Raw genomic sequence first — 26,132 nt, 5'->3', positions numbered from 1 at the left:
TTAGAGAACTTTTTTTATGCTCAAAAAAAACTCCTTAATAATTATTTATTAAGGAGTTTTTTTTGTTTAAATACCCATTTTGTCTTTTATGTATTCAAGCATTTGTAGGGTGATTGGTTTTGATAGGAAGTCGAGTATCATGGGGTATTTTTTTGCTTTTTCCAGGTCATCTGGATCTATAGTAGAGGATAGTATGATTATGTTGATGGTGTTGAAATCTGAGTAGTTAGCTGTGGAGAAATGGTCTAGAAATTCCCAGCCTCCCATTACGGGCATATTTAAATCCAAGAAGATAAGTCTTGGTTTTTTGCTGTTAAGATCGTTGGGTTTGGTGTTGTACTTAAGGGTGTTGAAGTATAATAAAGCCTCTTCTCCGTTTTGTGCGGTTATTATTTCATTAGAAAATGCAGCTTTGGTGATTACTTTTTTGCATAGCATTAGTGCTATGGGGTCGTCGTCTATGCATAAAATTTGATCAAACATTTTATTTATTTTTGAATATTAGAGTAAATGAAGTTCCTTTATTGACTTCGCTATCTATGCTAATTGTGCCTCCCATTGTTTCGACTTGAGATTTTACAAGGTACAAGCCAAGTCCTTTACTGTCGGGATAGTTGTGGAATCTTTGGTAAAGTCCGAAAACTTTATCTCTGTTTCTTTCAAGGTCAATTCCGATTCCGTTGTCTTTAAATATTAAACTTATACTGTCATCAATTTGATTGGCCGAAATGGTAATTTTTAATTTACGGTCTTCAGATCTGTATTTGATAGAATTGGTTAATAGGTTTAGTAGTATGCTTTCAATGTATGCTTTGTTTATGTTTAATACGGTTACTTTTTCAAACTTTAGTTTTATGATTGGCTTGTATAATTCAATTTGAAAGTTTAGCTGATTGAAGACATTTTCGAAAACTTCATTTAGTAAAACCTCTTCTTTTTGTATCGATGGATTGTCTTTGATTATGATAACTTTTACTAAATCGTTGATTGTTTCGTTTAGTAAATGAGTTGATTTGTTAAAGCCGTTTAAGATTTCTTTTAATTCTTCGTTTTCAATTGGAATATCTTCTATAAGGTTTAGTAGTCCAGTTAGATTTGATAAAGGGGATCTAAGGTTATGTGAGGTTATATATGAGAATTGTTTTAAGTCTTTGTTGTTCTGAGTTAGTTCTCGAATAAGATGTTCTTTTTCTTTTTCAAGTTTTTTCTCTTCAGTTATGTCTCTTTGTATTGAGATCCAGTGCGAAACTATATTTTCGGCATTAAAAATAGGTATCATGGAATAACGAACCCAGTATTCTTGTTTGCTTTTGGTATAGCTAATGGTTTCTATTAAGCATTCTTCTTTGTTTTTTATTGCTTTTATTAATTTTTGAAGCTCGCTTGAGTCAGAATTAGGACCTTTAAAGATATTAGGAGATTTGCCTACTACTTCTTCGGATTGGTATCCTGACATTCTGGTAAAAGATGGGTTTACATATACGATTCGTGGGATTTTACCGTCATGAGAATCTGCTTCGGTAATTAATATAGAATCTCGGGATTGAGTAATTACTGTTTCTAGTAATTTTAGTCGTTGTTCTTCTTCTTTTTGCTTTGTGATATCCTGTATAGCTCCAATCATTCTAATGGCTCTTCCGTTTTCGTCTTTTAAGAGAAAACTTCGGTGAAGGACATATTTATAAGTAGAATCGGCACATCTAAAACGATATTGGTCTTGCCATTTTTCGGTTTTTTGTTCTATAAATGAATATAGTTTTACTGACATTCTGATGCTGTCTTCTGGATGAATTTTGTCAAACCACCATCTGGAATTGTCTCCAACTTCTTCAGGTTTGTACCCAAACACATTTTCGATTCCTTTGTTCCAGGTGATGTTGTCTTCTTGAATTTTCCAGTCCCAAATAGTGTCGCTGGTTGCTTTTGCAACTATATTATATTTCTCATTTGATTCTTTGATTTCATCATTCGATTTCTTTAGTTTTTCGAACACTGTAATGTTTCTGGCGTCGTTTTTTGATAGGATAAACCTGTAAAGTAAACCTGTTAAAATGATGAAAACTAGGTCTTTTATGAAGCTGAAGTAGTAGTATTGCGTGTTTGAAATATTGTTAAGCAGGTATTTATGGCAAATGATTGCCAGAAATAGAGAAATGACAAAGTAAATTAATGTAATTTGATTGGTTTTGTTTTTCATTACTCAAATATAATTAATAATTACCAAATTATTAAACATCAATTATAAGATATTTAAAAGCCTTGATTTAAAACTATTTTTTGGGTGTAATCAGTTAAGAATATGTAAACTATTGTCTAAATAGTTTTTATATTAAAAAAAAGTGTACCTTTGCACCCATTAAAAATCTCAGATGGAATCTATTAGAAATATTGCAATTATTGCCCACGTCGATCACGGTAAAACCACTTTGGTTGATAAAATTATGTATCACTGTCAGTTATTTCGTGACAACGAAAACACAGGTGATTTAATTCTTGATAATAATGATTTAGAGCGTGAGAGAGGTATTACTATTACTTCTAAAAACGTATCAGTTCAATATAAAGGAACAAAAATCAATATTATTGATACTCCTGGTCACGCCGATTTTGGTGGTGAAGTAGAACGTGTACTAAACATGGCCGATGGTGTATGTTTGCTAGTAGATGCTTTTGAAGGACCAATGCCACAAACTCGTTTTGTATTACAAAAGGCAATTGATTTAGGATTGAAGCCTTGTGTGGTTATCAATAAAGTTGATAAAGAAAACTGTACTCCAGAAGAAGTACATGAAAAAGTTTTTGACTTAATGTTTGAATTAGGAGCTACTGAAGAGCAATTGGATTTCCCAACTGTTTATGGTTCTGCTAAAAACAACTGGATGTCTGACGATTGGAAAAACCAAACTGAAAACATTGAGCCTTTATTGGACATGGTAATCAAAAATGTACCTGCTCCTAAAGTTTCTGAAGGAACTCCACAAATGTTGATTACATCTTTAGATTTCTCTGCATTTACAGGTCGTATCGCTATTGGTCGTCTTGAAAGAGGAGTTTTAAAAGAAGGTATGGCAGTTTCTTTGGTAAAAAGAGATGGTAAAGTTATAAAATCAAGAATTAAAGAATTACACACTTTTGAAGGACTTGGTCGTAAAAAAGTAGAAGAAGTTATTGCAGGTGATATCTGTGCGATTATTGGAGTTGAAGGTTTTGAGATTGGTGATACTATCGCTGATATTGAAAATCCAGAAGCTTTACAAACAATTGCTATTGATGAGCCTACAATGAGTATGTTGTTTACAATTAATGACTCTCCTTTCTTTGGTAAAGAGGGTAAATTTGTAACTTCTCGTCATATTAGAGAAAGATTGACAAAAGAATTAGAGAAAAACTTAGCTATGAAGTTAGGTGAAACTGATTCTGCTGATAAATTCATGGTTTTTGGTCGTGGAGTACTTCACTTATCTGTTCTTATTGAAACAATGAGAAGAGAAGGTTACGAATTACAAATCGGTCAACCACAAGTTATCATCAAAGAAATTGATGGTAAAAAATGTGAGCCAATTGAGGAGTTAACAATCGATTTACCAGAAAATCTTTCAGGTAGAGCAGTTGAGTTTGTAACACTTCGTAAAGGTGAAATGTTGAGTATGGAGACTAAGGGCGAGCGTATGATTATTAAATTCAATATTCCATCTCGTGGAATTATTGGTTTAAGAAATCAATTACTTACAGCTACTGCTGGTGAAGCTATTATGTCTCACCGTTTTATTGGATATGAGCCTTACAAAGGAGAAATTGCTGGACGTAACAAAGGTTCATTGATTTCTATGGAAAAAGGAAAAGCTATTCCTTATTCTATTGATAAATTACAAGATCGTGGTAAGTTTTTTGTTGAACCAAATGCTGAAATTTACGAAGGTCAGGTAATTGGAGAAAACTCTCGTGCTGATGATATGTGTGTGAACGTAACTAAAGAGAAAAAACAATCTAACGTTCGTTCATCTGGAAATGATGAAAAAGCAAGAATCATCCCTCCAATTATTTTCTCATTAGAGGAAGCTTTAGAGTACATTCAAAAAGATGAATATGTAGAGGTAACTCCAAAATCTATTCGTTTGAGAAAAATCTATTTGACTGAAACTGATAGAAAAAGATTTAAAATCTAAAAGATTTAAATTTCAATATAAAAATCCCAAATTCCAATTAAGGAGTTTGGGATTTTTTTTGATTAAAAATTTTTTGGAATTTAGAATTTAATATTTGAAATTCTTTGCATTGTCAAGTATTGGAATTTGGATTTTTTTGATTGAAATCTCCTTTCTTTTTTACCTCTTTAAACTAAAGTGTCCCTTAACTTCTTTTCCATCTACAAATTTCAATGTAAACCAATAATCATCTGATGGTAGTTGGCGACCTCCGTAAGTTCCATCCCATCCCATGCTAAGGGTATTCATTTGTTTTAATAATTTGCCATAACGATCAAAAATAGAAATAGTATAGTCAGGTAAATGCTCCAGATACTTAACTCTCCAGGTATCATTATAGCCATCTCCGTTAGGGGTGAAGAATCTTGGGTAGTCAAGAACGTAAAAAGGAGCAGACATTGTTGTTCCACAGCCATTTTTATCTCTTGCAAAGGCATTGTAAATCCCCGCAGGAGTACCTTTGAATAAAGGCTCAGCTTGATAGTTTTCTCCGTCTAATGAGAATTCATAATTTCCTATTCCTGTATATTCTATTAAAACTGAATTTTCATTTGCAGAAAAATCTTTGACTTGTGTTCCTGTAATTACTGCTACATCAGAAGCTATGACTTTAAACTTCTTCGTTTTCAAACATCCATTTACATCTGATACTGTTACAGAGTAATTACCTGGGGTGTCTACCGGAATAGATGCAGAGGTAGATATTGGTCCTGATGGACCATTCCATTGATAAGTTTCAAATCCATTTGCTACAGATAAATAGATTGTAGCATTTTTACATAAATACTCAGTTTCATCACCAAAATTAGCAGGGTCAAATACATGTACTATCAATTCTATTGGAGTTACAGCATAACAATCAGGGCCATTAAGGATGCGGGCATATATGGTTTGACCAAAAGGAATTGTGTTTTTAAAATTATTCGGTAAAGGATTTGTTTCTGTAATAGCATTGTTGCTACTCAAATAATAATTGACCAATAATCCAGTAGGCAATCCAATTAAAAGCTGTGGGGTAACCTGTGTGTTTAAATTAAATTCATATATCCCATCAGTATCTTGATCACATACTTCAATAGGAGGTGGAGAGAGTACAATGTTACCAGCAATTTTTAAAGAAAGTTCGGCATATTTACTACAACCATATTTGTTTTCGACTCTTGCATAAAGAATTTGTTGATCTACTCCATTAGCTGGTAGCGCATCAATATGTTGTGTGTTGGTGTAATTTGTAGGATTGAGAATTGGATTTAGTTTGGCCTCTGCATCAGATAATGATTCATAATATACAACAGTTACCTTTGGGTCATTGTTCTTTATTAGTGCATCCGCTTTGCTTAAATTAAAGGTTGTAAACCCATCAGTGTCTATGTCGCATTGAACCAATGTGCTATTAGTAACTACAATTTCTGGAGCATATTCTATTTTTATTTCGGAATCAGCTTCACAGGTTGTTGGATGCATAAGGACATTTACTCTATATGTTCCACCCTCTTTAACGGTGTAGGTAGGGCCAGTTGCGGCAGCATCTTTTATACCATCTTTATACCATTCGTAAGCGTAGTTTGTTCCAGCAGGCGAACCAAGTTTTGTGTCTAGTATTACTTCTTCGCCATAACATACAGGATTGTCTGTGCTTGAATCTCGATCTATACCCAAGTTGATTTTAGAAGTAAAACTACCAGCTTCAAGAAAAATAGCAGAATCATAATATATGTTTCTATCATCGGCAATTACTAATTTTATATGATATGTCTTCCCAGCAATTACATCGCTTTCTGACTTCATTACAACAGTTTGTGCAGCATAATTTACAGGGCTGGAAATAGGATTTGTTGAGTTGTATCCATTAAAGTATTTGTCATTTTCAGGAGGGCATCCTTTTCTTCCCTCGGCAGGATCTATTTTTGGGTGAACTGTAGTAGATGAAACAGGAAAATCGGTGTTTGGTAACACTGCTAAGTTTTTATAGGGGTCTGTACTACCAGCTTCTTTTATAAGAAAGGCAAATCCATCTGAATATTCACATGGGTAGTAAGATTGGTACTCATCTGAAGCAAAAATATAGTTGAAGCTTATGAAGTTTGTTAATGGTGTGAAATCAAATTCTAAAACGGTAGCATTTATGGAGGTAGTTATACCCAATGCCTGATTTAAATCTGTATCTCCCGCCCACAAGGGGCTTGAGTTACCACCATTACTTTTGTTAAAAGGCCCCACAGAGTTTCGGCTAGTTCCGGTACTAAGTAGGACACCATCTTTAAAAGGGAAGTTACTTGTACCAGCTGTAAAGTAAGCATAACTTTTTCTTCCAGTAGTATAATTATCTCCCGATGCTTTAGGATCCGATGTAGTCGCACAAGAACTATTAACCAATACTCTCTCTACTAAGTCTTGTGCGGTCTTTGTATCATCGACAGTTATGTATTGTGCATTGGCTTTTATTCCAAAGCAAAATATAAGTAAACTCGCTATTATTAATTTTTTTGATTCCATGATTTGCTAAAAATATAGCAAATATACTACAAATCTCGACTCTTTAGTAGTTTATAAGAGAAGAAAACAAATAGTAATGTCCAGATTAGAACGATTATAACCGAAATATAGTCTACACTATAGTTTTTTGTGTTTTCAACACCTATCTGTTCTCCAATGCTTTTTATAACTGATAATCGGGAAAATGGCTCAATAATTAAATTAGACATGGCTTCTAGAGGAAGTAATCTAATTAAATAATCAGCAATTTTGCTTCCAGGAAAGAGTATAAAAGCAAACACAGTTTTTAAAATACCTTCTAGAATACTCCAAACTAACAGGAATCCTAAAGCGAATGCTGAACGTTTTACTAATATGCCTAAAAATAAACAGAAAGAAAAGAAGCCTGTTAGTTTTACAAAAAAGGCCAAAAGATATTCCATTCCTGAAAATATGATTCCAATTTCAGTATAAGAAGAAAAGCATAATCCAAGTATTAAGCTCATTATAAATACAAAAACGGTTGAGCAAAAAGCAAATAAAACTACTGTTAGGAATTTTGATAAAATAAATTCTTTTTTGCTTAATCCATCGATAAGATTTTGTTTTAAAGTCCCGTAACTATACTCATTGGCCATCATAGATACGATTACAATTGCTAAGAAAAACTTTAGCCAAGCTGCAATGTAAGTGTTGAAATGCCAAATAAAAGGAAAATTAAAAATTCCCATTTCGGCCAAATGAAATTTAAAAACACCTAAATCAAATTTTATTGAGGCAATTAATGCGATAAATGAAAGAAGGATAAAATAGGCTAACGTTAATATACGACTGGCTTTGTTTTTCCAGATTTTTTGTAGTTCTATAGAGAGAAGTCTGTTCATGGTTTAATTATTTTTTGCAGAAGCGTTATTGGTTAGTTCTAGGAATTGTTCTTCTAAACTATTTTTACGTTTTACTAAATGACTTAGAGTAATGTTTTGAGAAAATAAAAATTTATTTAAGTCTGTTGCGCTTAAATCATTTTTTAAGTAAACTAAAACTTTTCCTTCTTCTTTAGCAACACGGTCTACTGCAGGGTGAGTTTCGATTACAGTAATTAATTTTTCAGTATCGTCTGATTGAACCTCAAAGAAGCCTTCATTTGCTGACATTCCGCCAACAGGACCAGAATATAAAATTTCGCCTTTTCTTAAAACAACAACATGAGAACATACTTTTTCGACTTCATCTAATAAGTGGGAAGCAAGTAAAATTGTTGTGCCTTGTGAAGCTATTTTTTTGATAATATCACGAATCTGATGAATTCCCTGCGGATCTAAACCGTTAGTAGGTTCATCCAGAATTAATATCTCTGGGTCATTTAATAAAGCCGATGCAATAGCCAAACGTTGTTTCATTCCTAATGAAAAAGTACTGAACTTGCTGTTTTTCCTTTCGTTTAAACCTACCAACTCTAATTTTTCGTTTATCTTAGAATAATCGATACTCTTAATTTTACAAACCAATTTCAGGTTTTCTTCGGCAGTCATGTATGGATAAAAATTAGGTCTTTCGATAATAGCTCCTACTTTTTTTAATGCTTCATGAGTTTGCACTTGTCCACCAAACCAACTGTATTGACCAGAAGTTTTGTTTACAACATTTAAAACAATTCCTAAAGTGGTAGATTTTCCGCTTCCGTTAGGACCTAGAATTCCATAAACGCGGCCTTTTTGAATCTCAAAAGAAATATCTTTAAGGGCCTGAATACGCCCATATCTTTTATGAAGGTTCTGTATTGTGAGTATTGTTTCCAAAATTATTTGAGGTTTTAGTTTTTAGTAAGACGTGTGAGTTTAGTTTTTGTTACTGTTCAATTTTTATTTAATGTAAATTTGTATCAAATATATTCAAAATGAGTGAGCCTTTAATGTTTTTTAAAAAACCATCTTATCCATTAACAAATTCGCTTTTGGATTATTTAGAGCGTTATGAACGAATCTCAAAAGTTTCGGTTTTTTATGATGACTTATTGCGGTTTTCCGGATCTATAACGGTGTATGATAAAAATGATAAAGATACTTTGTGGATTCGGGTTTATTATAATGAGTTTGAAAGAAATGAAATTGATTTAAATCTAAAAAAAATCTACTCTCTTTTGCATTCCGATGGTAATACTGATATTATTCAGTTCTTAAATGTAGATGCGATAGATTACTGTACGTTTGGAAATTCTAAACCTTTCAGGATTAAAGTGCGAAATATTTTAAATGATAATTATGTGCATTTTTATATAAAAAAGGCAGATGCTTCTCGAATCTATGGTCTTGAATTAGAAGAAATATTATCCCCGGATAAAATAAATTTTTTGGTTTATAAAGACACTTTAATCGAGGAACATATAATTGGTATTCCTGGAGATATTTTTATGAGCACATTGCTTAAAAATTGTACGGAAACCGAAAAATCTCAAATTGCCAAAGAGTTTGTGAAGTTTAATGAGCGTTGTATGATTAGGCTTTTGGGAGATATGCGGGCATATAATTATGTAATTGTCCCAATTCATGATTTTGACCAAGTAGTATATAAAATTCGCCCAATCGATTTTGATCAGCAATGTTACGAAGGAAATTTTAAAGTTTATCGTCCTCAGTTTTTCAAGGAGAATTACCCAATGATTTTGTTAGTTAAAGATAAATTGGAAGAGCGTTCAATTGTTCAGTATAAAGATGAAGAGCGGGCTATTTTGGCGAAGCGTATTCACTCGGCAGATAACAGAATCAAAAAATTATTGCATATTATGTGCGAAGATAATATTTCGCCTGAAGCAAATTTGAATCAACTAAAAATGGAATTGTATCGTTATACTAATGATTTGAATTTTAAAAATGCAAAATCAATGGGGCATATTATGTCGGCTGCATTTGGTTTTATCACTAGGAATTTTAAAAACACTAATTTAATCTAGAATCTTAAATTACTTATTATATGAAAAATTATATCTCAATTATTGTTGCATTTATTTTGTTGGCTTGTCAGCAAGATTCTACTGTATTAAAAACATTATATTCTTTGCCTAAAAAATTAAAAGAAGTTTCAGGAATAATTTATTCTCCTGAAAATAGTACACTTTGGACATTAGAAGATAGTGGTAATGCTAATGAAATTTATGGACTAAACGCTCAAGGCGAAATAGCAAAAACGGTAACTATTACAAATGCAACAAATGTAGATTGGGAAGATATTACCAAAGATAAAGCAGGGAATTTATACATTGGCGATTTTGGAAACAACGATAACATTCGTCAAGATTTATGCATTTATAAAGTTGATAAATCGGCTTTAGGAAAAGAAAATGCTGTTTCTAGTTATAAAATTTCATTTGCATATCCTGAACAAAAAGATTTTCCTCCTAAGAAATCCGAAATGTTTTACGATGTCGAAGGTTTTTTCGAATTTAATAATAACTTCTATCTATTTACTAAAAACCGAAGCAAGAATTTTGACGGAACAGCTTCTATTTATAAAATACCAAATGCAGCCGGAAAGCAAAAAGCGACTTTACTAGGCAAGTTTAAAACATGTAGTAATTACAATCATTGTGCAATTACTAGTGCTGCAATTAGTCCAGATGCTAAAAAAGTAGTTATCTTATGTCATGATAAAGTAATACTTTTTCAAGGTTTTCAAGGAGATAATTTCCTTAAAGGAACACAAACAGAAATTGATTTAGATCATTTTTCTCAAAAAGAAGCTGTTGCCTTTAAGGATAATAAAACGTTATTAATAGCCGATGAAAAAACAAAAAAAATAGGAGGTAAGGTATATGAGTATAGTTTTAAAAAATAATTAAAACCCAAACCCTATACCAAACGCAATTCTAGCTCTTTCGTCTACACTTTTAAAATAAGTAAGTCTAGCAGTGATCACATCCAATCCGTTGAGCCATAAACCGCCCCCAAAGGATTGGTGCCACTTGTTAGAATCTTCTCCTGTAACCCAAACACGACCATAGTCAAATCCGCCAAGAATCCCGTAAGACATAGGTAAAATGCTTTTTCTTATTTTGCCTAAATTCCAACGGATATCGCTACTTTGATAAAAAGATTGGTTTCCTAAAAAACGTTGGTTTCTGTAACCTCTTAAATCGTAATCTCCGCCCAAAGTTGCTCCTTGATAAAAGTCGAAATTATTATTAAAGAGAATTTTTGATTTAATAATAGTTGCAAAAACAAACTTACCATTAGAATCAATTTTGTGATTAAAGTTGATTTTACTTTCTAAAGTTGGGAAATTTTGTTTGCTATCATCCAGATTCATTTTCCAGCTTCCGGCTACCGAAAATCCAAATCCCATAGATGGGAATGACACTAGGTCGTAATTCTCAAAACTATATTTTACTGTTGCACCAGCAAATTGCTGACTTTGGAAAACATCAGGACTAGCAGCTCCGGGAACATTTATAAATCTTCCAGAAGTTTCTTCGATTCTGATTTTTTCAAAAGTTGTGGCAAAGTTTATTTCACTACCATATTTACCTACTTTTTTAATAGATGGGGTTACTTTTAGAGCTCGCATACGAACACGGTTATAATCCATACCTAAATCCTCATCGTTATTAATAGTTTCATTACCATAACCAAAATAGTTAATCGTAAAATTAGGGCTGGTTAAAATCGATTGGATATCAAAATCCCATTTGCCTAAAACTTTAGGAAAATGCCCATCATAAATAAGTTCGTACCCATTGGTTGCAAAAAAGTAATTGGCCTTTAATATGTGTTTTTGAGTATATGGATTTTGCTTGAATCTGTTTACAGTGTAGTTTGCAATAATACCCAGTTTTACCCCGTCATCTGGATTATAACCACCAAATGGTAAACCAGAGAAAGCATTATATTTTACTTTTTGATAGTCATAAAGGTTTGTGTCATAATCATCTGTAAGTACTGTTTTTGTTTTAGAATCTAAATCGTATGTATTGTTTTTTGATTTAAAATCATAAATTTTTACCCTTTTTCCGTTAGTTACAGCATAGGTATCATTATTTTGTCCGCCGATTAAACGAATATTTATTCGAGAATTAAAATCTCCTTTTACTTCAAAAACATCATCATCATCTAATCCGTAAATCCAAAGGTTTTTAGTTTTTCCTGCAGTGAAATTTTTTGTATAAAGAAATTCTTCTCCTGTTTTCTTGATGCGATATACATCGACATCGAGTTTGTTTTTTGCTTTATGCGTGATTATAAATTTATCTTTTTTATCGGTTCCAACTATTAAAACAGTCTTTTCTAAAACCTTATAATATTCAGTCGCATATTTTTGAAGTTCTTTTTTTCGCAGTTTTAATTTGCGTTTAATGTCAGTAATAGTTCCATCTTGTACTTCTTTTGGTAAATTATTAAAAGCGGCATCAATATCGGCATCGCTAAGATTCTCCTGAATGTATTTGGCTTGATCAATCCAGTCTTTTTCATGAGCCGTTTTAAGGAAAGCAATGTCTTGTGGATAAGGTTCACGATTAAACCATTTGACATTTTTAATATCGTCTTTAAACGTTTGCATATGGCGTAATGCTGGCATATGCATTAAAAGCGAAAGTAATGCTCCATCATATTTTGTAAAAGCCTGATCTCTATCTCTGGGAATTGGTTTGTAAACTACTTTATCACCTTCATGATATTCTCCCCAACGCCATTGATCATTATGTCTGTCCCAATCGCCAATAAGCATATCAAATAATCTTGCTTTTATGTATTCTTTTTCGTCGATGGTATATTTTTCATCCTTATGAAGATTTTTCATTACATCATCGGTACTGATAATATCCAGTGGATTACCAAAGGTTTTTTGAGTTATCTGACTACTAGATGGGCGTTCTTCGACCATGTATAATTCATCCCCAAAATTATAATTATACCCTTTAAGTGTTTCTTGCTTAGGGATGTAATATAATTTGGGATTTGTATGAGAAACGCCTATTTTATCTGCCAGATTACCTACTGCAAATGGAGTATATGGGTGAGAAGTGGTATAAAAGTCGAATAGAAAGTTCTCGGCATAGGTTTTATCAAATTGATTTTCGACAAATTGATCCTTAAATGCTACTGCCTGAATAAAACGGGAAGCACTTTTTTTCAGAGCACGCATTACATACTCTTTACCGTCTTTATCTACAATACGTAAGGATTTAGATTGATGTCCTCCGCCTTCGCGTTTTGGTTTTATACCTCCAAAAAGAGTATCTAAAGAAACTGTTTTAACATCAATTGGCATGCTGTAATATTTTCTGTAATGTTTCCCAAATAAGAATTTATGAAATATACTTTTTTTAGTCATTTCAGGCGAGTAAATAGAAGCTTTGGTAATTGCATTAAACTTACTTGGCAGATTCTCATGGTAAACAGTATCTTTTACTGTTATAATATTCTGATCAAATAAGAGCTTTTCTTTATTGTTCTCGTTACCAAAAAAAGCAAGTCTTGTATCTCCATTTTTGTAAAGTGACAATGTAGCATAACCATTTCCGCCGTATGAAAAATCATTAGGGAATACAGCTTTTGCAGCTTCAGATTTTGAACCTGCACCACTTATAATTTGCTTAATACTACTATTGTTAATGTATTGTAGGTTATGGTCATGACCAGAAATTACAATAACATTATCTTGACTTTGTAAAAGCGTTTTTACTCTTTTTATAAATTGTGTATAAGTTTTATTTTGGATGTCTTGCGGACTTACTCCTGATGTTTTTCGGATTAAGTTTATTACTGAACCAATTACTGGTAGTGGAATCTTTTGTTCTAAAGGGAATAATTGTTTTTCTAAAGAAAATTGACCTCCATGTGTACCATTACTCATTAAAGGGTGATGAACTGCAATAAGAACAGTTTTGTCTTGATTTTTATTTAAGATACTTTCCAGTTCATCAAAAAAGGCTTCACGAGTTTTAATGTCGCAATTGTCATTGATAGTTGGATTATCATCCCAATCTTCTAGAAACCACTGGCTGTCTATAACAATTAAAGTAGTTTTTTTATTGATTTTTAATTCTTCGATAGCACAAGTTTTTTGTGGTAAGAAAGCTTTTTTATCGTTTAGGTAGGTAGTCACAAATTTTGATTGACGTTCCATTCCTTTAATTCCACTATACCAATCGTGATTACCAGGAATAAAGATTGTTTTTCCTTTGTAACCTTTTGTTAATTCTAGCTGGTTTGTTAGTTTTTTTTCGGCGAGAGCTTTTGCTTCAGGATTGTCAGTATTAGGAAAACCCTTAGGATAAATATTATCGCCCAAAAATAAAAGGGTTGAGTTTGTATTTGAATTTTGAAGTCTTTTATGCAAAAGCTCAAGCGTTTGTTGCGCTTGTTCTTCGTCAGCATTTCCTGCATCTCCAACTAAATATAGAGTATGGGCAATTTTTGAAGTATCTAATGCGTTTTGTGAAATAGGATTTTTGACATCTTTACCTAATTGGGCGCGATGTGTTGCACAAGATTGAATTAAAAATAAACCTAAAATTCCAATTAAATAAGCGTTAATCTTATTTATAAAATGATTATCCGAAAACAATTTCATAATTTAGTAGTATAAAAATATGTTTATGACCCTATTAGAGCAGTCCGAAGATTTTGTTTATAACTTACTCAAAGATAAACTTTCTATTTTATATTCATACCATAATTTTAACCACACAACGAATGTTGTAAATGCTGTTAAAGAGCTGTGTGCCAATGAAAATGTAGGGGTAGATGATAAAGAGATGCTTTTGGTTGCGGCTTGGTTTCATGATACGGGGTATATTAAAGGAAATAACAATCATGAAAAAGAGAGTGTAAGAATAGTAACCGATTTTTTAAGTGATAAAAATAAATCTCCTGAGTTTATCAAAAGTGTTTCAGATTTAATAGCTGCTACTGCAAAATGTTATGAGCCTAATAGTCATTTAGAAAAAATTATAAAAGATGCTGATTACGTTCATATTACAACCAGCGAGTATGTTAGCAGTTGTGAATGTTTAAGAATGGAGTGGCAAAATACTGAAAATAAAGTGTTTTCGGATGAAGAATGGGCAATCGTAAATTTGGACTTTTTAGAAAATAAACATCATTTTTATACTGATTATGCCAAAGAAAAATGGCAACCTTTGAAAGAAAAAAATTTAAAAAAGATTCATAAAAAAATGGATAAGCAAGAATCGAAAATTAGCGAAGAGTTAGGAGAAGTAACTAAAAAGAAGAAAAATAAATTAGAAAAACCTGATAGAGGAATTGATACTCTTTTTAGAGTAACACTTGGTAATCATACCCGATTAAGTGGTATTGCCGATAGCAAAGCAAATATTCTTTTGTCTGTAAATGCTATTATTATTTCGATAGCACTTTCTACAATTATTCCCAAATTAGATAGCCCTAAGAATGCACATTTAGTAATTCCCACTTTTATAATGTTGATATCTAGTGTTATTACTATAATTTTTGCCATACTCTCGACAAGACCAAAAGTTACAACTGGAGTTTTTACGCGTGAAGATATCGAAGCAAAAAAAATCAATTTATTGTTCTTCGGGAATTTTTATAAAATGCCTTTACATGAGTATGAGTGGGCAATGAACGAAATGATGAAAGACAAAGATTATCTATACGGTACAATGATCAAAGATTTATACTATCTAGGAGTTGTACTCGAAAGAAAATACCGCTTGCTAAGAGTTGCATACAATCTTTTTATGATTGGTATTATCATTACAGTCTTAGCATTCGTTATTGCTTTTAGAACGCTTTAGGTTTATTTTAATTCATCTAATAAATCTTGATATGTGATTTTTAGAGCAGCTGGTACGTTGTTTACCACTTTTACACGAATAGCTCTTAGACCAGATACACCTTGTAAATCTTCTACCTCAAATTGTTCTATTTGGGGTTCTAGAATTTTCTTGAATTGTAGGTATTTAATATATTTTAAATACTCTGCTTCTTCACTATTATGAGAATATACAATTGTTATTTTTTCTTTTTCGGTAATACGCTCTTTACTATCCTTGATGTGTGCTTTGTCAATACGTTTCTTTACAACTTCATATCGTGCATTATAAGTTCCGTCTACATCAAAACGTTTTTCGTCCATTCTAAAACGGATAGAAATAGGGGAGCTAAAGACCAAAATTAGCGAGGTAACATCAAGGTCATATGGCAATGAAGTTTTAAGCTGATGATGCTCTAGTTCCATTTCGCATAATGTTTGTAACTGCCACAATCTTAAATTATGCAGGTACATGACATCAAATGGTTTTGTAGGTGCAATAGAAGCTCCTATGTACAAATTGTGTTCAACACCATCCGTTTTGAAACGTTCGTAATAATGCGGATATATTTGTTGCGCTTCAATTTGTTTTTTGTCAAGAATGGCAGCAAGTTTTTTATTGATAATAGACATTGCATTATCAAATTTCTTTCTTTCCTGATAAAATAAACCCGTTTTTTCGTCTAGACTTTCAAAGTATTTTTGTTCAAGTTTTTCTGCTTTAGAATTGCTTTTAGTGTTTTTTAAAATCGGATGTATTTCGTCTTCAATATATCGCTGAATGTGTTGTTCAGAATCTGCTTTTAATGGCGAATCAAGTTCTTCCAGAAGGGAATGTAATTCGAACTTGCGTTGCTCCAGAAGAATTAGATTTGAATTTTCTTTTTGATTTTCAAAGATTTCCAGTAACATTTCCAATTGATTTTTTAAATCACATTTTACTGTTTCATTTCGGTGTTCCGATGAACCTTTAATATCAATTTGTCCGTATAAAGGAAAAACTTCTTTAAAGACAATTTCTTTAAAAATATAATCTTTTGTCTGATTGCTGTTTTGGAAATATTTTTCGGATTCTTTTCTAAATTTCCAATAAACACTCGGGTGGATAGTAGTGTATTCTCTCTGAATAACAGCTTCTATCTGGTGTTGCATATCGATATTGTATCTTTCAATAGTATCGACTAAATAGGGTATGACCAAGTTTAGTTTGTTTGCATTTATTGTATTAAGCACTCTTGGGTCGGATGAAACCAATTCGACAACGCCCAATAAATGACCGTCTTTTATAATTGGTGCGAAAACACAACTGTTTATGTTTTGTTTTAGTAAATGTTCGCCAAGTTTTTTATTCTCAGATTCCTCAATAAATTTTTTGACATTAGAAATTACAAGAGGTTCTTTTTTACTTAATAGATTTTCAAATGAACATCCAAAAAAAGCATTTTTACAATCTATTTCCTGATCTTTTGAAAGTAAAAAACTTTGCAGTTTATTTTCAAATTTCATCGGTCTAATAAATTTTTCTTCTTCAGGATTATAAATGATGAAACCTACTTTTAAATTAGGAACCTTAAAGATCGATTTGAAGATGCTTGTTATGATTTCGTCGGTTGCAACAGTTTTTGCATCTGATTTTAATAGATTACTTTTAAAATTAGAAATAGCATTTTCTGTAGTAGCATCAAATAAAACAATAATACCAAAACCTTTTAGAGTCCAGCTCCCAACAGGAAATTTCTCTTTCCACAAAGCAATATCATCGTAATTATCAATTAATAAATCGATGTCTTCTTGTGTTAGTTTTGGAGCATTATCAGAAGGAATGATTTCCATGAAATCAGCATTATACAAAATGCGATAATGATTTATGATTCCGTTAGCATCTGGAATATCATAAAAGAAAGGTTTATTAAAGTCTATATTTTGTTTGTAGTAAACGCCTAATATTAAACAACAATTAGTTATATAAAATTCTTGTTCATCGAAGTCGCGTATGGTTACGTCAAAATTTGTACCTGCGTCTTTAAGTATCTTTTTGAATCTTTCGGTATAATTGAAGGTGAAGTTCTGAAATGGAACCGTAACAGCTTTAATTTCATTATTCGTTAATGCTGTTGGGAATAAATCGGCTAATAAATGACTGATTAAAGTTTCATTCTTTTTAATCACTGAGAAATCTTCAATTCCTGTTCTAAATTCTGGAAAGTTCTCTACTTCTTTCAAAAGCGCCTTGGCATAATTAGAACGATAATCGATATCTGATTGTGCAATTTGCTCTAAAACTTCAATAATTTTATGAAATGAGATTAGAGTCTTAAAAGGGCTTTCGTTGAATAAATGATATTTCATAGGAGTATTATTTATTAGTATACAAAATTACTAATAAACAGAATCTAAGCCCTTTATTTTTGCCTTTATTTTTATAAAAAAAGCCTCAACTATGGTAGTTGAGGCTTTGATTTTGAGTAAGTGTGAAATTGAATAAGAATTAATATTAACTCTTCTCTTCTTTGTTGAAATAAACTAAGTAATAATACATTTGTTTTTCTTCATCCCAACCTTTTTCTACAAATTTTTCAGCACTTTCAGGATTAATAAAATCCATCTTGATTTGTATATGTGTGTCTAAGTTGATAACGTTTTTGATTGATTTTCTTGCATCAGAAACTGCAGAGTTGGCAATAGGGAAGGTTGTAATATCTTCGATACTGTATTTCTCTCCTTTATCAACTTTGTAGTTTTTAAATTCAGGAATTAAATCTGGATTGTCTAATACTTCGTTTAGGAAATTTTGCTCTTCAAACTGATCGTTCTTTGCGAAATAATTCACAGAACGGTTCATGAACATTACTTCTTCTTTTTTATCTTCTGCTGGCAATACTACATCTTTTGCAAAGCTCTGACAGAATTTTAAGTATTTCTTGGTGATGAAGTTTTCATCTTCAAAGGCATCTACAGATAAAAAGTGCTCTAACCAGTAACGTGCGTCATAACGGTTGCTATCTACAGTTAGGATTTTATACCCTTCGTCTTTTTTATAATTAAAAATCAAACACCCTTTGTCTAATTTGTTAAGGTTGATACCTTGTTGCAAAATCATTTCAAGGTTGCTGTCTTTTTCTTCAAATTGTAAAAAGTCTGCTTGTAATTCGCTTTTAAAAATTCCAATTGCATCAACAACATTATTATCGATACTTAAATTTGTTAAATACGTTACATAAACCTCACCGTTTTTAATGTGCGGGTGGTTTGATTGCTCGTATAAATGTGTTGTAATTCTTTTTGAAACTTCCTGTAAATTTCCTGGATTGTCAAAAATCTCAGTAGCATATTTAAACATGTCGTTATAATCCAAATCGACTTCGTGTGCAAACTGATAATAGTTTTCTTCTTTCTCTCTAAAAGGCTTGAAAAAGTATTCTTTTATCAGAGGAACGATTTCGTCATTTAAATTAAATGGCTGGTCTGATAAAAAAATAGCTTCGTTTCTGCTCTTGTTTCCTACGCGGTGAATCGCAAGCGTGTCGATGTGGGTGTTGAAAAGGTTTATCATTTTTTTTAGGTTCTGAGGTGCTAAGTTTTAAAGGTACTGAGATTTAGCTTCTTTCTTTTAATTTATTAATAAAAGAAACTAACATTCTTTCTACTTCTCGACTATCCTCATATAAATTATTAAATTCGTCTTCGTTTAGATATGCTATATTTTTAGCAATTTCTAATTGTGTTTGCATTTCAAATAAAGAACCTATTGAAATGTTTAAAAAGCGTAAAAAATCTTTGTTGCTTTCTCGTCCAAATCCTTCAGCAATATTGCTTGGAATTGAAATCGAGCTTCGTCTTATTTGTGAAGTTAATCCGAAGACTTCTTCTTTTGGAAAATTATTTGTTGAAATATAGATTTTGGTAATTAAGGACATCGATTTTTGCCAGATTAAAAGCTTTTTGAAATTACTCATATTTGAAAATTTAATTTCAATAAATATAAGAAAAATCTTTAATTTTTTAAAACTTAGAATCTTTGCAACTTAGAACCTTAGTACCTCAAGAATTTAATTCCAATTCTCTTCAAATCCATAATCTTCGAAACTATCGTCTCCTTCGAACATATCTAAATCGTCTTCGTCTAAATCATCTTCAAATTCGCCATAGATATCATCATGCATATCTGCTTCGAAGTTTTTTTCTCCTGAATCGTCTGGCATTTCACCATGAGAGAAAAGTGTTTCTGGATAAAGATTACCAGCAACTTGGTCTTCTACTGCAGCTAGTTCAACCAAAAATGTCCACATATGGATAAAATCGTAGACATATATAATCTTAGTGTTTTCTTTATCTAGTATATCTGATAAAGTATAATCACTCATTGTTTTTTGTTCGCCAGGAACATCTCCGGTATCAAAAAGTGGAATTTCATCTTCTTGATTCCAAGTTTCATCGCAGGTATAAAATGAAGCTACTTCCATTCCGTCAAAACCAAAAGAATTGAAGATGGCGTTGTGTAAATCTTCTAAAGTATCTTCTTCAAGAATTGCTATATCTCTAAAAATATCTTCTTCTGCATCTAGAATTACTCTAAATTTATAAACCATAACTTAACTATTTTTTTGTTTTTATTGCTGCTAAAAAGCAAGTGCAAATATACTCTATAAATATTATTTCGCAATGAAATAAATCTTTATTGTGTTTGGTAATACAGCATAATTATTCGTAAGAAAGTTTTATATTATGTGGTTCGTATTTAATAATAAAGATAGTTTTTTATCCTAAATAATGTACGTGAAAATAAAAAGCCGTTGCGAAAAAACTTTCGCAACGGCTTTAAATATAAATACTTAAGATTATTTATTCTAGATCTGCTTTATTAATGCATCGCATCGGCAGGGTTGATTTTATTTTTTCCTTTTTTAATCAAAAGGATAATAGGAATACAGCATAAAAACATAATACCTAAGTACATAAATATATCCATGTACGCCAAAACGGTACTTTGTTTCATTACCGAATAATCGATTACCTGATAGGCTTTATTTAAAGCTTCATTACTACTAAATCCTTTAGACATAAATCCTTTTTGTAGTATAGCAACTCTTTGTTGTACTTCAAATTTACTTGCGTCTAAATGAGATACTAAATCTACACGATGTTTCTGACTGAATCGCGTAATAAAGGTGGTGATAATCGCAATACCAAATGATCCTCCTAATTGTCGCATCATTCCTGTAAATGCAGCTCCCTCACCAATATGTTTTCCTTGTAAGGTCGAAAGTGATAATGTTGTTATAGGTACAAAAAGTAATCCTAAACCAATACCTCTTAAAATTAATGGCCAGTATAAATGTTCAACTCCTGTGTCGGGAGTCATATTATTATACATCATAAAGGTGAAGAAAAAGAAAATCAAGAATCCAACTCCTACCATATATCCTTGCGGAACTCCTCTCTGAATTAATTTACCAATAATAGGCATCATAAAAGCGGTTGTAATCGACCCCGGAATAAGTAATAATCCGGCATCGGTCGCTGTCCATCCTAAGACAGATTGTGTATAAATCGGGATAATCAATGTTGATCCATAAAGTCCAAACCCAAGAATGAAACACATTATGGTACCAATACGGAGATTTCCATCTTTAAGTACACTCAAATTTACAATTGGATGTTTATAGGTGAGTTCTCGCCAGATAAATAATACTAGCCCAAAAACGGTTACTACACTTAATGTTACAATCAATGAATCATTGAACCAATCGTCTTGTTGTCCGTGTTCTAAAACAAATTGTAAAGAACCAATAAAGGACGCCAAGAATATTATTCCCCACCAATCGACTTGATTGGCTTTTAGTTTTTCGCCATATTTTGGACTTCTTACGAAAGAAATTGCCAAAATTGTAGCAATAATCCCTAATGGAATATTGATATAAAAAATATACGGCCAAGAATAATTATCTACTAAATATCCTCCCAAAGGCGGACCTAAAGTTGGACCTACAATAACTCCCATTCCGTAAATTGCCTGAGCCATTCCTCGTTTGGCAATAGGATAACTCTCGGTTATAATGGTTTGCGCAGTAACTAATAATGCTCCACCACCAAGCCCCTGAATAAATCGGAATGCAATAAGTTCCCAAATATTGGAGGCATTACCACATAAAAAAGAAGATAAGGTGAAAATTATAATCGACGTTACAAAATAATTTCGTCTTCCAAATTGTTGTGACAACCAACTCGTCATTGGGATTACAATAACATTTGCAATAGCATAAGCTGTAATAACCCATGCAACATCTGTTAATGTAGCACCGAGACTTCCTCTCATGTCGGTTAAAGCTACGTTTACGATAGTTGTATCTACGATTTCCAGCAAAGCACAAAGTACTGCGGTTATCGTAATTAAAACTCGTCTGTAGCCATATTCTACTAAATCATCTTCTACTTTTACCATTTTGTTGTATTAGAATACTTTTCTAAAATGAATGTATAATTCTTTCCAGGATATTTAATCCTGAATAAGTGCAATTTTATTTTATATGTACATCTACATCCACGTTCATTCCTGGTCTCAATAATTTTACTTTTTCGATATCATTATCAGCGTCCAAGTTGATTTTTACAGGTAATCTTTGAATTGTTTTTACAAAGTTTCCAGTTGCGTTATCAGGAGGAAGTAAAGAAAAACGTGATCCTGTTGCTGGAGAAAATGAAGTAAGAGTTCCTTTAAATTCATGATTAGGATAAGCATCTACTTTTAAAGTTACTTTTTGACCAACAATCATTTTGTTAAGCTGAGTTTCTTTAAAATTAGCTACAACCCAAGCTTCAGAGTTATTGATGATATAAAATAAAGATTGTCCTGGCTGAACTAATTGTCCTGGTTGGATATCTACTTTAGAAACCTGACCGTCAATTGCTGCAGTAACCACAGTATAAGACAAGTTTAAATGTGCAACATCTAATAATGTTTTTGCTTTTTTGATATTTGCAGCAGCAACTTCAGTTTGCTTATCAGTAGCTTTAGATTTTGCCTGAATAACTGATTTTTGGTAAGAACTTGCTTTTTCTTGTTGTTGTAAAACACGTACTTGACTTTCTGCTTCTTCTTTTGCAGTTAATGCTTTTTCGTACTGTTGTTTTGTAATCGTATGACTTTTGTACAAGTTATTGTAACGGTTGTAGTCATTTGTTATTTGTACCAATCTAATTTTAGCACTTTCGATATTACCACTTGCAGATCTTACATTTGCATCCGAAACCGAGATGTTTGCCAAAGCACTTCCGATATCTGCTTTTGCAGCCTCAAATGAACCTTCAGCACCTAATAAAGCAGCATTAGCTTCATCAATTTTTAATTGGTAATCTCTTTTGTCTATTGTAAATAAAGTATCTCCTTTTTTTACAAAGTCATTATCTTTTACATAAACCTTACTAATATATCCCGAAACTCTTGGGATAATTGGATTCATTTTTTTCTCTATTTGAGCATCATCCGTTTCTTCGTGAGCAAGAGAGTGCATGTATTTGTAGATCCCGTAAGTTCCACCAACTAGAACCAAAAGTGCTAGTATAATTATAAATTTGGTATTTGTTTTTTTCTTTTCCATGTTGGCTGTCGATTATATTTTTGTAAGATTGAATGATTGTGATAATTGTCCTGTTTTTGAAAGCATCTCGTAATATCTCTGGATGATATCGGCTTTAGATGTTGCTGTATTTACTTTGGCACTAAGATGTTCTACATCAGCTTCAAGTAAATCGTTGGTGTCAGCAAGACCATTGTCGAATTTATCTTTCAGGATTCTATAATTTTCAGATGCTTGCTCTAATGCTAAGTCATAAACAGCACTTTGTTTTACAGCTAGATTATAGTTTTCGATAGATTGTTGTACTTCGACTTTAATATAATTTGTCAAGATTTCTTCAGAGCTTTTTACTTCATCTGCTTTGCTTTGCGCTTGTTTTATATCAGCTCCTTTTTTTAATATACCACTAAGGTCGTAAGAAACGCCAACTCCAAAGTTCATTGCGTTTTGTACCGTAAGAATATTTCTAACATCTACAGCAGCATAACCACCTAATAAAGAAACAGAAGGGTAGTAAGCACTTTTTGCCATTTTTATGTTAGACTCACTTGCTTTTTCTTGGTAACGTAATGCTTCCAGATCTTTACGATTCTCTAAAGCAGGTTGCTCATTTGTAGGGATATTATCCATTTTATAGTTGATAAAATCACTTTCTCTAACATAAAGCTTAGTTGTAGGATCTAATTTAAGTAAGGTTATCAAATAATAATTCAAAATATTTAAATTTTTATTTGCCTCATCTATAGATAATTGGATTTTAGAAACTAACAATTGAGATTTCAATAAATCATTTCTCGGAATGATTCCGTTTTTTTCCAATTCGATAAAATCAGTTACACGCTGTTTAGCTTGTTTTTGATCTTCGTTTAAAAGGTCAATTGTCTTCTGAGCTTTGTATAAATCAGCATAGTAATTTACAACTCTTAAAGCAATGTCTTCTTTAGTTTTTAATGAAGTAGCAATTTCTGCTTGGTATAAATTTTCAGATATTTTAATACTATTCTGAATTTTAAAACCTGCAAATATTGGTAAACTTGCGCTAAGTTGACCTAACATCAATTGATCAGGATTTGGCATTGATCCAGAGCCAGAACCACTTTCTTGATTCATTTTTAAATCTACTTCAGCACCAGCCAACCTTTGGTATTGTCCAGAAGCTTTTAAATCTGGATATTGGTTGTTTTTAATAGATCTAAGTTCATACTTTTTAGTGTTGACTTTTGTGTTAGCCAACGTGACTTCGTCACTCTTCTCCCATGCTATTCGTACAGCATCATCTAGGGTAAGACTCGTTTTTTCTTGAGCTTCTAATGAGGAAATTCCGACTAGGAAAATCCCAAAGAGCATAATTGGATTAATTTTCATAAACAAGTAAGGCTTTTATAGTTTGTTGAATGTGTTTTGTTAAGTGTGTTTTTATGTAATCGTTATATAAAGCTTCGGTATTTAAATTCAATATTTTTTCGAAGAAGACTTTATTCATATGGAAATGAAAAAAAGTTCCAAGAATAGTAGGAGTGATTAATGGGATAATAACATCTTTTCGGAAAACACCTTTTTCCTGACCTTCATGGATAATGCTTTCCAATGATTTAAGATTGCCTTTCTTTAATTCGGTAAAGTGATTTAAAGTTTTTTCTCTTTTTTTAGAAGTCAATTCAAAATGCATAATTCTGAAAATCCCACCATTGCAGTTAATCTTGTTGATATAAAGTTCTATTAACTTATTTACTTTATCGATAGGTTCTAAATCTTCTTGTAGTAAATTTTCTAATTGTAGTTTCAGATCCGATGTTCGATATATAATCAACGATTCGAGTAATCGTTCTTTGGAACCAAAATAATACGACACCATGGCAATGTTAATTTTTGCTTCTTTGGCAATATTTCGTATCGAAGTTCCTTCAAATCCTTTATCAGAAAAAAGCTTTTCTGCAACCTTGAGAATTTGAATTTTTTTCTCGTTTAATTCGATGTGTGACATGAGTGAGTTTCTAATCGGGTACAAAATTAAACAAGTGTTTAATTTAAACAGTCGTTTAGTTTTTATTTAACATAATTTTAACTAAAATATTCCTTTATAAGTGAATGTTTATTTTGTTATATAATACTGATTATTAATTGATTGACTCGATTATAACGATATAGAATATTTAGGGTTTAAGGAATTATTAGATTTTAAAATCAGATAAAGTTTTGATAAATTCAGCTCTTTGATACCAATCATTATGTACCAATTCGAGGTTTTTTATTTCAAATTTTCCGAAGTTATAATCACGGTATTTGTGTAGTGTTTTTAAGAATAAATCCTTGTTTTTTATAGGTTTTCTGAACCTTACAACCGTTAAATGTGTAGTAAATAAAGAGTATCGTTTATCGATACTTTGTTCGAGAGTAGTTTCTTTAAACGCTGTACGAAGATTATCTCGTAAATCGTTTATACTTGTATCGCTTGGGAATCCCTGAATCATTACTGCCGAAGGGGAGGCAGTAATTCCGTGTAAATTAATTACTGATTTATTTAAACCAGCAATACATTTATTAATTAAAGCAACATAATCTTGTATTGTAATGTTGTTTAAATCAAATCCATCATAACAAGATATAATAGATAGTATTGTAATATGAATATCCGAATTAGGATAATAATATTGAGAAGCATCAACTTCTTTTAATTCATTTAAAAAAAGTTGAATGCTATTTTTAATCTCTTCTGAAGGTCTAATTAATAATGTAATTCCTAAACGGTTATCACTCAAATCATCAATTTGCATATCGATAACATAATTGTCATTCGATATTTTCTCACAGGATTCCATGAACAAATTGTTGTAATGAGAGGCTAAATCCATTTTGTATTGATTTTTTTTAATCTATGTTTCTATTTGCTAAATTGTTTTTAAGCCACAGATTTAAAAGATTTTAATTAATTAAGCTCTTGTATATAAAGTCCCAGCGGGACGCTATATTTATAAAAATTTCAATCATTTTCAAAGAAACCCCATCGGGGTGACATTTTAGTAATTATAAGAAAAATAAATATATCGCTCCGCTGGAGCTAATTGAACGAACATTTTGTATTGGC

At 31.8% G+C, this 26,132-nt stretch carries 19 protein-coding genes; 4 read left to right on the top strand and 15 right to left on the bottom strand.

Features of this window, described 5'->3' with window-relative positions:
- Window positions 1-66: 66 nt before the first annotated feature.
- Together OA93_RS21395 and OA93_RS21390 are read right to left on the bottom strand one after the other, a co-directional pair.
- Window positions 67-483 carry a response regulator gene (locus OA93_RS21395; RefSeq protein WP_039116081.1) on the bottom strand — a complete coding sequence of 139 codons (417 nt, stop codon included), beginning with the start codon at window positions 481-483 and terminating at the stop codon, window positions 67-69.
- A 1-nt stretch (window position 484) separates the two neighbouring features.
- Window positions 485-2,197 (bottom strand): PAS domain-containing protein, encoded by a 1,713-nt coding sequence (locus OA93_RS21390; RefSeq protein ID WP_039116079.1) that lies wholly within the window; start codon window positions 2,195-2,197, stop codon window positions 485-487.
- 172 nt (window positions 2,198-2,369) lie between these two features.
- On the opposite strand from OA93_RS21390, the gene typA reads away from it, so the two are divergent.
- A complete protein-coding gene (gene typA / locus OA93_RS21385; RefSeq protein WP_039116078.1) occupies window positions 2,370-4,166 on the top strand; it encodes a translational GTPase TypA in 1,797 nt (598 codons plus the stop codon).
- Window positions 4,167-4,325: 159 nt separating this feature from the next.
- Here the strand turns inward: typA and OA93_RS21380 are convergent, their stop codons facing one another.
- Genes OA93_RS21380 through OA93_RS21370 form a run of 3 tightly spaced genes read right to left on the bottom strand, consistent with a single transcriptional unit; the run spans window position 4,326 to window position 8,479 of the window.
- Entirely contained in the window at window positions 4,326-6,701 is a 2,376-nt protein-coding gene (locus tag OA93_RS21380; protein ID WP_039116076.1) for a choice-of-anchor L domain-containing protein, read from the bottom strand.
- Window positions 6,702-6,727: 26 nt separating this feature from the next.
- The gene (locus OA93_RS21375; protein ID WP_039116074.1) at window positions 6,728-7,564 is read right to left on the bottom strand and encodes an ABC transporter permease; all 837 of its coding nucleotides are present in this window, start codon (window positions 7,562-7,564) and stop codon (window positions 6,728-6,730) included.
- Between the two features lie 3 nt (window positions 7,565-7,567).
- Window positions 7,568-8,479 (bottom strand): ATP-binding cassette domain-containing protein, encoded by a 912-nt coding sequence (locus OA93_RS21370; RefSeq protein WP_039116072.1) that lies wholly within the window; start codon window positions 8,477-8,479, stop codon window positions 7,568-7,570.
- A gap of 98 nt (window positions 8,480-8,577) precedes the next feature.
- Here OA93_RS21370 and OA93_RS21365 point away from each other — a divergent pair, with 98 nt between their 5' ends.
- Both OA93_RS21365 and OA93_RS21360 read left to right on the top strand, forming a co-directional pair.
- A complete protein-coding gene (locus OA93_RS21365; RefSeq protein WP_039116070.1) occupies window positions 8,578-9,630 on the top strand; it encodes a hypothetical protein in 1,053 nt (350 codons plus the stop codon).
- A 20-nt stretch (window positions 9,631-9,650) separates the two neighbouring features.
- Window positions 9,651-10,511 carry an SdiA-regulated domain-containing protein gene (locus tag OA93_RS21360; RefSeq protein ID WP_039116068.1) on the top strand — a complete coding sequence of 287 codons (861 nt, stop codon included), beginning with the start codon at window positions 9,651-9,653 and terminating at the stop codon, window positions 10,509-10,511.
- Here the strand turns inward: OA93_RS21360 and OA93_RS21355 are convergent, their stop codons facing one another.
- Window positions 10,512-14,246 carry a metallophosphoesterase gene (locus tag OA93_RS21355; RefSeq protein ID WP_039116067.1) on the bottom strand — a complete coding sequence of 1,245 codons (3,735 nt, stop codon included), beginning with the start codon at window positions 14,244-14,246 and terminating at the stop codon, window positions 10,512-10,514.
- Window positions 14,247-14,271: 25 nt separating this feature from the next.
- Between OA93_RS21355 and OA93_RS21350 the strand changes: the two genes are divergently transcribed.
- Window positions 14,272-15,453 carry a Pycsar system effector family protein gene (locus OA93_RS21350; protein ID WP_039116066.1) on the top strand — a complete coding sequence of 394 codons (1,182 nt, stop codon included), beginning with the start codon at window positions 14,272-14,274 and terminating at the stop codon, window positions 15,451-15,453.
- A 2-nt stretch (window positions 15,454-15,455) separates the two neighbouring features.
- Here OA93_RS21350 and OA93_RS21345 read toward each other — a convergent pair whose 3' ends face one another.
- The 9 genes from OA93_RS21345 to OA93_RS21305 all read right to left on the bottom strand — a co-directional run bounded on the left by OA93_RS21345 (window position 15,456) and on the right by OA93_RS21305 (window position 25,899).
- Window positions 15,456-17,819: a GAF domain-containing protein gene (locus OA93_RS21345; RefSeq protein ID WP_039116064.1), complete on the bottom strand. Its 2,364-nt coding sequence runs from the start codon at window positions 17,817-17,819 to the stop codon at window positions 15,456-15,458.
- 145 nt (window positions 17,820-17,964) lie between these two features.
- The gene (locus OA93_RS21340; RefSeq protein ID WP_039116062.1) at window positions 17,965-19,023 is read right to left on the bottom strand and encodes a nucleoid-associated protein; all 1,059 of its coding nucleotides are present in this window, start codon (window positions 19,021-19,023) and stop codon (window positions 17,965-17,967) included.
- A gap of 43 nt (window positions 19,024-19,066) precedes the next feature.
- Window positions 19,067-19,426: a four helix bundle protein gene (locus tag OA93_RS21335; RefSeq protein ID WP_039116060.1), complete on the bottom strand. Its 360-nt coding sequence runs from the start codon at window positions 19,424-19,426 to the stop codon at window positions 19,067-19,069.
- A 93-nt stretch (window positions 19,427-19,519) separates the two neighbouring features.
- Window positions 19,520-20,059 carry a hypothetical protein gene (locus OA93_RS21330; RefSeq protein WP_039116059.1) on the bottom strand — a complete coding sequence of 180 codons (540 nt, stop codon included), beginning with the start codon at window positions 20,057-20,059 and terminating at the stop codon, window positions 19,520-19,522.
- Between the two features lie 272 nt (window positions 20,060-20,331).
- The gene (locus tag OA93_RS21325; RefSeq protein WP_039116057.1) at window positions 20,332-21,912 is read right to left on the bottom strand and encodes an MDR family MFS transporter; all 1,581 of its coding nucleotides are present in this window, start codon (window positions 21,910-21,912) and stop codon (window positions 20,332-20,334) included.
- Between the two features lie 76 nt (window positions 21,913-21,988).
- Complete coding sequence (locus OA93_RS21320; protein ID WP_039116055.1) at window positions 21,989-23,068, bottom strand: HlyD family secretion protein; 1,080 nt, start codon at window positions 23,066-23,068, stop codon at window positions 21,989-21,991.
- Window positions 23,069-23,080: 12 nt separating this feature from the next.
- Window positions 23,081-24,412, bottom strand: coding sequence for a TolC family protein (locus OA93_RS21315; protein WP_039116054.1), 1,332 nt, complete (start codon window positions 24,410-24,412; stop codon window positions 23,081-23,083).
- Entirely contained in the window at window positions 24,402-25,031 is a 630-nt protein-coding gene (locus OA93_RS21310; protein ID WP_039116052.1) for a TetR/AcrR family transcriptional regulator, read from the bottom strand. The genes OA93_RS21315 and OA93_RS21310 overlap by 11 nt, the downstream gene beginning before the upstream one ends.
- A 187-nt stretch (window positions 25,032-25,218) precedes the next feature.
- Window positions 25,219-25,899 carry a mutarotase gene (locus OA93_RS21305; RefSeq protein ID WP_039116051.1) on the bottom strand — a complete coding sequence of 227 codons (681 nt, stop codon included), beginning with the start codon at window positions 25,897-25,899 and terminating at the stop codon, window positions 25,219-25,221.
- Window positions 25,900-26,132: the final 233 nt, after the last annotated feature.

The sequence above is a fragment of the Flavobacterium sp. KMS genome, assembly GCF_000813005.1.
GTDB lineage: Bacteria > Bacteroidota > Bacteroidia > Flavobacteriales > Flavobacteriaceae > Flavobacterium.
Note: the sequence above shows the minus strand (reverse complement) of the source record. Positions and strands in the feature narration are given on the sequence as shown.